The organism is Kitasatospora sp. NPDC005856, from assembly GCF_040629945.1.
Classification (GTDB): domain Bacteria; phylum Actinomycetota; class Actinomycetes; order Streptomycetales; family Streptomycetaceae; genus Kitasatospora.
On record NZ_JBEXWT010000173.1, the window covers coordinates 1 to 7653 of the forward strand.

At 68.3% G+C, this 7653-nt stretch carries 9 protein-coding genes and 1 pseudogene; 8 read left to right on the forward strand and 2 right to left on the reverse strand.

Annotation, left to right across the window (positions count from 1 at the left end; genetic code table 11):
* From ABZ449_RS41300 to ABZ449_RS41325, 6 genes and pseudogenes are all read left to right on the forward strand, one after another.
* Window positions 1-654 (forward strand): toxin glutamine deamidase domain-containing protein (locus ABZ449_RS41300; RefSeq protein ID WP_360357106.1); only part of this gene is annotated, 654 nt, incomplete at its 5' end.
* Between the two features lie 201 nt (window positions 655-855).
* On the forward strand, window positions 856-1380 hold the full coding sequence (locus ABZ449_RS41305) for a YrhB domain-containing protein (RefSeq protein ID WP_360357109.1): 525 nt from the start codon (window positions 856-858) through the stop codon (window positions 1378-1380).
* Window positions 1381-1625: 245 nt separating this feature from the next.
* Window positions 1626-3044, forward strand: a complete 1419-nt coding sequence (locus tag ABZ449_RS41310) for a helicase associated domain-containing protein (RefSeq protein WP_360357111.1) — start codon at window positions 1626-1628, stop codon at window positions 3042-3044.
* A 418-nt stretch (window positions 3045-3462) separates the two neighbouring features.
* Entirely contained in the window at window positions 3463-3903 is a 441-nt protein-coding gene (locus ABZ449_RS41315) for an NUDIX domain-containing protein (protein WP_360357114.1), read from the forward strand.
* A pseudogene (locus ABZ449_RS41320) lies at window positions 3900-4151 on the forward strand (kinase); the annotation flags it as partial. The gene ABZ449_RS41315 and the pseudogene ABZ449_RS41320, both read left to right, overlap by 4 nt.
* 49 nt (window positions 4152-4200) lie before the next feature.
* Complete coding sequence (locus tag ABZ449_RS41325) at window positions 4201-4584, forward strand: TnsA-like heteromeric transposase endonuclease subunit (protein ID WP_360357116.1); 384 nt, start codon at window positions 4201-4203, stop codon at window positions 4582-4584.
* Between the two features lie 190 nt (window positions 4585-4774).
* Here ABZ449_RS41325 and ABZ449_RS41330 read toward each other — a convergent pair whose 3' ends face one another.
* Together ABZ449_RS41330 and ABZ449_RS41335 are read right to left on the reverse strand one after the other, a co-directional pair.
* Complete coding sequence (locus tag ABZ449_RS41330) at window positions 4775-4951, reverse strand: hypothetical protein (RefSeq protein ID WP_360357119.1); 177 nt, start codon at window positions 4949-4951, stop codon at window positions 4775-4777.
* Window positions 4952-5112: 161 nt separating this feature from the next.
* Window positions 5113-5538, reverse strand: coding sequence for a hypothetical protein (locus ABZ449_RS41335; protein WP_360357121.1), 426 nt, complete (start codon window positions 5536-5538; stop codon window positions 5113-5115).
* 248 nt (window positions 5539-5786) lie between these two features.
* Between ABZ449_RS41335 and ABZ449_RS41340 the strand changes: the two genes are divergently transcribed.
* Window positions 5787-6566: a serine/threonine protein kinase gene (locus tag ABZ449_RS41340; RefSeq protein ID WP_360357122.1), complete on the forward strand. Its 780-nt coding sequence runs from the start codon at window positions 5787-5789 to the stop codon at window positions 6564-6566.
* Entirely contained in the window at window positions 6563-7585 is a 1023-nt protein-coding gene (locus ABZ449_RS41345; RefSeq protein WP_360357124.1) for a protein kinase, read from the forward strand. The genes ABZ449_RS41340 and ABZ449_RS41345 overlap by 4 nt, the downstream gene beginning before the upstream one ends.
* Window positions 7586-7653 lie beyond the last annotated feature (68 nt).

Below are 7653 nucleotides of genomic sequence, written 5' to 3' on the forward strand. Positions count from 1 at the left end.
CCCGCCTACGCCATGTACGTCGCGGCAGCCAAACTCCGCGAATTCGGCTGCACCAACGTCGCCGACCTCGTCGAGAAGAACGCCGACGAGCTGGCCACGCAGGTCATCCTCTCTGGGCTCGGCGGCCTGCGCAGCTGGGGCACAAAGACATTCGGAGCAAAGGCCGACATAGCCGGTGGAGCCGCTATTCGCCGCTGGTGGGGCGCCGATGTGCGAACCACCATGAACGGTGGCACCTACCTGGTTCCGGAGACGCCAGGCCTCATGGAGCGAATAAATCCTGGCTGCGGGCGAAAGAACTGCGGGCCCGTATCTGTGGCCACTGACCAGCTATTGGCAGGCAAGAACCCGCCGCCGGCGGCCCCTGCCGATACGCCACTTTATCGCCTGCAGCTGCAGGCCCTCGCCGGCTCAAAGCAGCCGTTTGTGCAGAAGGGGGGCCTGTCCGGAATCGTGAGCGACATGCAGGGCTGGGGAAATGGCTCTCGCGCGATCGTTATGGTCGAACCCACGGCGGCGGCCTCACAAAGGGGTACGCAAGGGCATTACTTCAATGTGATCAATGATAACGGGGTAGTTGTGTTCCTTGACGCGCAAACTAGTCGAGCGGCTCCTGAGGGTTGGCGCTACTACTACATCATGCGGACAAACTAGTCCCAACGAATCCTGGTCCGTCGCCCGAAGCTTCCCTCGGGCGACGGACCAGAAATCTTCTCCTGGATCTCGCGGAATTAGTCGAGTTGCCGCACCGCGTGGCATCCCACCCGTCCCTCATAGTAAGGTCGGCATCGTCAGATGGGTGGTGCCGCCTGTCGCGGCCATCGTCTCTGCGTGAGATCGGAGTCGGAATTGAATGTGAGCAAGGAGCAAGCCGTAGCTCTCATTGAGCATCTGCTGGTTGAGCGTCAGAGTAAAGGGTCATTGCCGGAACTCGCCGTCATCGGAGTTAATGAGACTCCTGTTGGATGGGTGGTGGCCTGGCAGTCTGCAGAATATAAGCGGAATCCAATTCCTGGAACAATGCTCATCGGTGGCGGACCGTATCTCGTCGACGGTGAGGATGGAAGTATCTGCGAAATTCCAGGAGAGACGTTCCGGACCGCGGACTGGCAATCAATTTACCGACAGCAGTTCAAAGGTGAACAGCCCCCTGACCCCGTCCTGGACTCCGTTCGGGCCACTCTCCGATCAGATGGCCAGATGGCCGCAATGCGCCTAGTGCGAAAAATTGCCCCCTCTTTCAGCGCCCTCGAAGCAAAAGCATATGTTTCGGCCGTTCAGGACAAAAGGAACCCGCCGGAAGAACTAGTGCGCAGGACTCGAAAGGTCGAATCCTACTCGCCGCTTCCGATCCGCAGGATTACAGGTCCGATAATTTGACGATGCCAACGGAAAACTGACCCTGCCACGAGAAGGAGCAGCATCGACGCGAGGAGGAACGGAGGCCGAGGCTCAGGCGCGGCTGGAGGCGACCCAAGCGTCCAACGCGCAGCTGCGTCCGTGCTGGACGTTCCGGGGCTCGATCGGCGGGAAGGCGGGCTCGAAGCTGACGCTGCGAGACAAGGCTGGACCGGGCCAGCTGGGGTGCCTCGAGTGCGCGCAGGCCTGTCGCCATCCTCCACCCGATGGGGCAGATCGCGGCCGTGCAGGCGCTCGGCCGGGCCGCCCGGCGAGGGGACCGCCGGATCGCCAAGGTGGCCACGTACATGATCCCGGCGATGTTGAAGCCCGGCGAGGATCCGCACGAGGCGCTGGCGGCCTCGAGTTTCGCCGGGGTCTGGCAGACCCTGCAGGCGCTCGCCGCGCTCGACGGCACGGTGGCCGAATCCGTGGAGGCCGCCCGTCGCCGGCTTGGCCGAAGCGGCGGCCGGGACACCGAGGCGGCCGGCCCCGGGAGCCTGATGCCGTGGTTGCACGTCACGGGACTCCCCGCACCGAAGCTGCCGGACTTCGCGCGGGCGATCACCCTGCAGGCGGTCCGGATGACCACCACGACCTGGGAGGAGTACATCGGCGCGGCCGAGGCGTACCTCGCCGAACACAAGGACCTCCTCGTCCCGCAGCCCCACCGCACCACCTCAGGTCTGCGTCTGGGAGATTGGATCAGCCACCAGCGCGCCTTCCACGCGGCGGGCCGCCTCAGCCAGGACCGAATCGCGCAGCTCGACGCGCTCGGGATGATCTGGGACGTTCCCGCCTACGAGCAGCAGATCCTCATCACCCAGCTGCGGGCGCACCGGGAACGGCACGGGCACCTGCGCATCGGCCGGGACTGCGTACAGAGCGGACCGGACGGGAAGCCGTACAAACTCGGCGAGATCGCCAAGACGCTTCGGGTCGCCTACGCCAAGGGCACCGTGCCCGAGGCCAAGGTCGAGGCCCTCACCGCGGAGGGCTTCCTCTGGGATCCGGCCGCCGCCGAGTGGAAGCAGTTCATCGCCGACCTCACCGCCTTCAAGCTGGCCAACAAGCACCTGGACGTACCGCAGAAGTACCAGGTGGACGGACGCAAGGTCGGCAGCAAAGTCGCCGAGTACCGCAACCGCACCGAACGACTGACCGCCACACAGACCGCCGAACTCAACCGCCTCGGCTTCATCTGGGACGCGCTCGAACACCGCTGGAAACAGATCATCAAGGCGCTGCGCCGCCTCAAACGGGAGTACGGGGGCCTGGAGTTCCCCCGCAGCCTCTACATCGACGAGCCGGGCTTCCTGCCCCAGGCATGGCTGTACCAGCGCGGCAGAGAAGCGGCAGCCGGCCAGCTCACCGCCGAACGGCTGCAGGACCTGATCGACCTCGGTTTCGATGCCCCTGTCCAACAGCCTGTGCGCAGTCCCGAACCTACTGTGACCAGCTCCGAGGTTCGGCTGGCGGGCAACGAATCCCTCTTGACTGACTCCCGGCCACCGAACGACCGCGGCTCCAGGGACGGGAGAGCGCCGGCACCTTCGCGTCTCAGGACGACGAATGATCCTCCGGATCACGGCGGCGACCGCGCTCCTCTCGACGAGCAGCCCGTCGACTCCCGCTCGGGCTGCTGAGCCGAACCTCGCGACCTGGAGCGCTCCTGCCGGGAACCTCCCGATCTGGACTGTCACCGGTCTCTGATCAGCAGGGGGAAGGCCGCCCGCGGAAGCCAACCGCAGTACTACCGATGAACGCCGTCGACTGGCGGCTTTGCCGCCTCCCAGTTTCCTGGTGACGCGGGGCGCGCGCGTGGCGGCCTGCCCTACGCTTCCAGCAACGGCCTTACCGTTATGGCGAATTGGGGCAGTTCACCGGATCGTGTGGCTTCTGCCGCGACACGCCGACGCGGCCCTACCTGGCCTCCTACGGTGGGACATCCGCCAACGCACTCACGTACGACGAACGATCACCGGTTTGATCGCAGCTTCGCCATGTCCTGGACCGGCGGCGCTCCCCGCGCCGGTTCCCTCCCGTCCCGGAAGGAGACATACCGTGCCGCAGACGCTGGTTGTGGGAGTCCACCTGGTCCTGATCGAGAACGGCCAGGTACTGCTCGGACAACGCACCAACACCACGTTCGCCTCCCACCACTGGCACGCTCCAGCCGGCCACCTCGAATCGGAGGAGTCCGTGCTTGCCGGTATGGCCCGCGAGGCCGACGAGGAACTCGGCATCACCATCCAGGAGGAGGACCTCGACCTGGTGCACACCCTCCACCACCTCGACGCCGACGACGGTGCCGGACGCCTCCAGCTGTTCTTCACCGCCCGCGCCTACAGCGGCACGATCACCAACCGCGAGCCGGACAAGTGCGCAGCACTCCGCTTCTGGCCACTGGACGGTCTTCCGGAGCCGATCGTCGGCTACACCCCCGACGCGCTGACGCAGATCGCCGCCGGCCGCCCGCTGTCCGTCGTCGGATGGCCGGCATGAGCGCGGCGAGCCGCCCGGCGCCCTCGGCGGGCGGGACACCCGTGGGAAGCGCGGAGACCCGGCTCGTGGTCGTCCGGGGAAACTCGGCGTCGGGCAAGTCGTCGGTGGCGGCGGGCATCCGGGACCGGTTCGGGCGGGGCCTGGCCGTGGTCGCGCAGGACAACCTCCGCCGGATCGTGCTGCGCGAGCGGGACCGGCCCGGCGGCGCGAACATCGGCCTGATCGACACCGTGGCCCGGTATGCCCTGGGCGTACGCATCGGCGACGATGGGTGGGTCTGTCGTCTACGAGAGCCGGATGGAACTGGCCCGACTGCTCCTGGCCGACATGGACCCGGCTGTGAGCGCGATCTACGCCCAGCCGCGCCTCGTGACGGCCCGGGTCGGCGACCGGGCACGACGTCATGTCCCGGACTTCCTCTTGGTCATGAGATCCGGGGTAGTGCGGGTGGTGAACGTCAAGCCGGCCGACCGGCTCACGGATCCCGTGATTGCCGATGCACTGGCATGGCCCGACGAATTGGTTCAGCAACACGGTTGGGAGTACGAGATCTGGTCCGGCGCGGATCGTGTGGTTCTGGAGAACGTACGGCTCCTGGCAGGGCGGCACGGACACGGCGGACAATATCGCCCTGACCCACCTGTTCTGCAACCAGGACTTCGCGATGCGCCCGTCCCATAGCCCGGCCGATGCGCGCGCCCGCCTGGCCGATCGAGTCCTGTACGGAAAGTACGGCCCTGGCCGGCGTGAGCGGACTCCCGCCCCACAGGACCGGATCACGGCCAAACAGATCCTCGGTCAGGTCATGGCCGGAGACCGGCCCGACGTACGGCCACTTCGCCGACGGTGAATACGGCCGGACGGACGATCCTCACAGATACCCGCGGCGACCAACAGAAACGAACTCCGAGACGGCTGTTGCCGCCTTGGCCCAGTTCTTGCCGCTGGCGCCGGTCTCCTCGCCGTCCTTGGCGCAGCCGCTCGCGCTGAGCGCGAGCGCGGCGACGAACAGCGGAGCGGGGGTTCGGAGCACTGTCTTGGGCAGCACGAATTCCCCTTGTGGGCAGAGTCATTGGAGCGGCGGCGACTCTAACCAGCCCCGCTCGACCAGGGGGAGGAGCCGCCTCCGGCTCTGTCACCTCACCCTCGGCAGCCCGACGGCCCCGGCCCCGACCCCGGTACGGAGTCAGGGCCGTCGGACCGCACGCGCTACGTGAGCGGGTTGTCCTGCCAGTCGCTCTGGTAGCAGCCCTTGTCCTTGACACAGGTCTCCACCTGCACGGCGGCGACGTAGTAGCCAGCGTCGTAGGCGAGGCCGGCCCAGGAAGACGTCTCGCCACACCCCTGCTGGTTCCATCGGGGAGTGGTGGAGTAGATGCTTCCCCTGGTCGTCTTGACCCGGAAGTGGATGTAGACCGGCTTCGCGTCACACGCGGTGTCCCGCACCGCGGCATTGCCGTTCTTCCAACCGGAGGTCGTCCACTCCCAGTTCGCGGAGCCGAAGACCCCGGTACCGGAGGCGTACGCCCCGCCCGGCGCCGCGGAGGCGATGCCAGCGGAGCCCATCAGCGCGGCTGCTGCAGCGGCGGTCACAACTCCCGCGCGACGCAGGTTGCGGGTGAGGCGTCGTTTCATGGTTCTCCCTTGGACAGATGAGGACGAATCACAGGTAGGCGCGCCTTGCTGTGTACTGCGTACGACGCTAGACCGGGCCGCAGCCGCGGGGCATCCCCGGCCCCAGGGGTTACGTCAACCAACGAGGCGTGATAGTGCGCGAGCTGATGTCATGTCATCGAACCTCCCGCGCCGGACCGGCTCCGTCGGTAGTGTCGTGTGCTGCCGACCGTCCGAGGGAGTGCCGGGCGGCACGCGGGAGGGGACGCATGACGAACGTACTGGTACACGTGCCTGCCGCCCCGGGTGGCAGGCCACTCACCCTGGAGCTGACCCCTGGGCAGAGTGCCCGGTTCGGCCGGGGCACCCCCGAGGACCCGATGGAGATCGGCCTCACCGACCCGGCGGTACCCCGGCTGGCCGGGGAGATCCGGGCCAGCGAGGACCACTGGCAGCTGAGCAACTTCGCCACCTCGCAGAGCTACCTGGTGGAGAACCCCGAGGGCGCCGGGGAGTACATCCGGGTCGCGCCGCGCCGGATCGGCGCGCCGATCCCGTTCGAGTTCGCCCGGGTGGTGCTGCCCGGCCGCGAAGCCCAGCAGCAGTTCCAGGTGTTCGCGCCCGCCCACACCTACGGCGTCGACGAGCAGCCGCACCTGACCGGCGACGCCACAGTGGCAGCCTTCTCGCTGGACGAGTCCTCCACCTACTTCCTGGTGCTCACCGCGCTCTGCGAGCAGCGGCTGCGCGACCGGCCCGGGGCCACCGTGCCGACCAACCGTCAGGTCATCGACCGGCTGCGTGCCCACCCCGGCGTCGGCGAACTCACAGAACACGCCGTCAACGCCCACCTCGACTACCTGGCCCGGCACAAGCTCCGGCTCCGTCGGCCCGCCGACAGTGCGGGCGACGGTACGGCCCGGGAGGGAGGCAAGCGCGACCTAGTGGTCTCGGTCGCACTGCGGTTCGGGCTGGTCCGGGAGGATCACCTGGCACTGCTGCCGTCCCGGGCAAACCGGTCGGCCACTACCCGCGAGGTGACCCGATGAGCACACCATTCGGCCAGCCCGGCACCGTCCTCGCCCCGCCCGGGTACAGGATCGGGGACTGGGAGGTCACCGGCTTCATCGCGTCCGGGAGTTGGGGCAGCGTACACTCGGCCCGCCGGCTCGGCGCCGCACCGGACGGGGCACCGACCCGGGCCGCGCTCAAGGTAATGTCCACCAGTGGGCTGGCTCCTCGGAACGCCCGCGAACTGGCCGAGGCGGCCGACCGCGAGGTGGCGTTCAGCCAGGAGACCACGCACCCGCACCTGATCCGGATGTACGGCAGCAGCACCGTCCACGACCCCGAACGGCCGGAGCTGGACGGCGCTGTGGTCCTGGTGATGGAACGGGCCGAGCACAGCCTGCACGACCTGCTGGGCGACCCGGGACCGACCTTCGCCGAGGCTGGGCGGTACCTGGTGCAGATCGCCGAGGCCCTCGCTCACCTGCACGCGGCCGGCTGGGTGCACGGCGACCTCAAACCCGGCAACGTCCTGCTGATGGCCGACGGCACCGTCCGGCTGGCCGACTTCGGGCTCACCACACAGATCGAGGGCACCCACGGCTACGCACCCCCGCTCGGCTCACCCGACTACCTCCCGCCGGAGCGGCGGACCGAACCGGTCAGCGAACGCGGCATCGCCACCCGCCCCGGCCTGGACGTGTGGGCCTTCGGGGTGACGGCCAATCAGCTACTCGCCGGCGGCGCACTGCCCTTCCCCGGCTCCACCCCGGCGGCCCGGTCCGCCGCCGCCCAGGAGTACGCCGCCGGGCGGGGCCGCCTCCACCTCTCCCCCGACCTGTCGCCCGCCTGGCAGGCCGTCCTCACCGACTGCCTCACCGCCGACCCCGCCCGCCGGGAGCGCACCACCATGGCTGGGCTGCTCCCCCGGATCCGGGCGGCCGCCGCCGAGGGACTCCCCCGGCGCCGCAGCCCCGCGCTCCGGGTGGCCGCGGGGACCGTACTGGTGCTCGCGGCAGCCGCCGCGACCGCACTAGGCCGTGTCCTGCCGATCAGTTGAGTCGTTGATACGACTATGGGGAGTAGGGGTGATCTGACTGACGGCCAGTGGGAGCGGCTTCGGCCGCT